Origin of the sequence: Streptomyces europaeiscabiei, assembly GCF_001550375.1 — a bacterium.
Lineage (GTDB): Bacteria > Actinomycetota > Actinomycetes > Streptomycetales > Streptomycetaceae > Streptomyces > Streptomyces europaeiscabiei.
Genome location: NZ_LRTR01000675.1, coordinates 1 through 1,421, shown reverse-complemented (window position 1 = coordinate 1,421; position 1,421 = coordinate 1). Strand labels below are relative to the sequence as shown.

Annotated in this window: 1 protein-coding gene; it reads left to right on the top strand. The window is 74.0% G+C overall.

The features are described 5' to 3' along the window. Positions 1 to 996: ABC transporter permease (locus AWZ10_RS33045; RefSeq protein WP_167366011.1), on the top strand; the 996-nt coding region annotated here is incomplete at its 5' end. Positions 997 to 1,421: the final 425 nt, after the last annotated feature.

Below are 1,421 nucleotides of genomic sequence, written 5' to 3'. Positions count from 1 at the left end.
GGCGGGCAAGGGCCGCCCGGCGCCGAGGTGGTGCGTGCGGACGGGGGCGGCGTGGCGGAGAAGGCCGATCCGGAGGCCGTGACCGCCGTGCTGCGGGCGCAGAAGGGCACCGGGCGGTTCTACGCCACCGCCCAGGCCCAGGTCGGCGCTTTTGGGATCACCGGTGCGACGACCGTCGTGGCGTACGAGGGCGACTCGGCGTGGGGTGCTCCCGGGCTCGTCTCGGGGCACTGGCTCGACGGGCCCGGCCAGGCGGTGGTCACCTCGCGTTTCCTGACGGCCGCCGGGATCGGCGTCGGCGACACGGTGACCCTCACCGAGAACGGCCGACGGGCCACCGTACGGATCGTCGGCGAGGCCTTCTTCACCCAGGGACAGGGCATGGTCCTGCTCACCTCGACCGCCACCCTCACCGAACTCGGGCTCGGCGCACAGGCGTTGCCGGGCCGGTACCACGTACAGACCGAACCGGGCACCGATCCGGCGGCGTACCCGGACTCGCTGAACCGCGCGTTCGACGAGGCCGGCATCGGTGCCTTCGCCCGCGCCGCCACGGCCGACTCCTCCAGCGTGATCGTGGCCATGGACGCACTGATCGGGATGCTCACGCTGATGCTCGTCGTGGTCGCCGGGCTCGGCGTCCTCAACACGGTCGCCCTCGACACCCGCGACCGCGTCCACGACCTCGGCGTCTTCAAGGCCCTCGGCATGACACCCCGCCAGACCGTCGCCATGGTCGTCACCTCCGTCGCCGGTGTGGGCCTGCTCGCGGGGCTGGTCGCGGTGCCGGCCGGGATCGCGCTGCACCGGGCCGTCATCCCGCTCATGGGCGACGCCATCGGTATGACCCTGCCGGCCACGGACATCGCCGTGTACGACGGTCCCGTGCTCGCGTCCCTCGCGCTGGGCGGGCTGGTCATCGCGGTGGCGGGGGCGCTGCTGCCGGCGGGCTGGGCGGCGAGGGCGGGTACGGCCGCGGCGCTGCGGACGGAGTGAGCCGGTCCGCGTACCGGGGCCCCGGGATCCCGGAAGGCGTCCCGCGCACCCATGAGGTGCGCGGGACGCGCGCGTTACCCCGCCCGTGCCCCCTGCCCGGCTCCCTCCCCCTGCCTTTCCCCTCCTCCCTTTCAATCGGCGTGTCCGGCAAGGGCGTTGACCGGTCCCGGGAGCACCAGCAGAATGAGCCCCCACGCGCTTGAGAGCGCTCTCAGAATGTGACTGCGGGCGCGCCCTCAGGCCGCACTTCCAGCCGCACTTCCAAGGGAGACCCATGACCGGCAGCATCGACAGCACTGGCATGACCGGCGCGAGCGGCAGACGAGGCCCGGCAGGCAGACCAGGCCCGGCAGGCCCGGCAGCCCCGGCTTCACCGGCGTTCAGCCGCCGGGCGCTCCTCGGCACCGGCCTCGGGACCGCGGCGG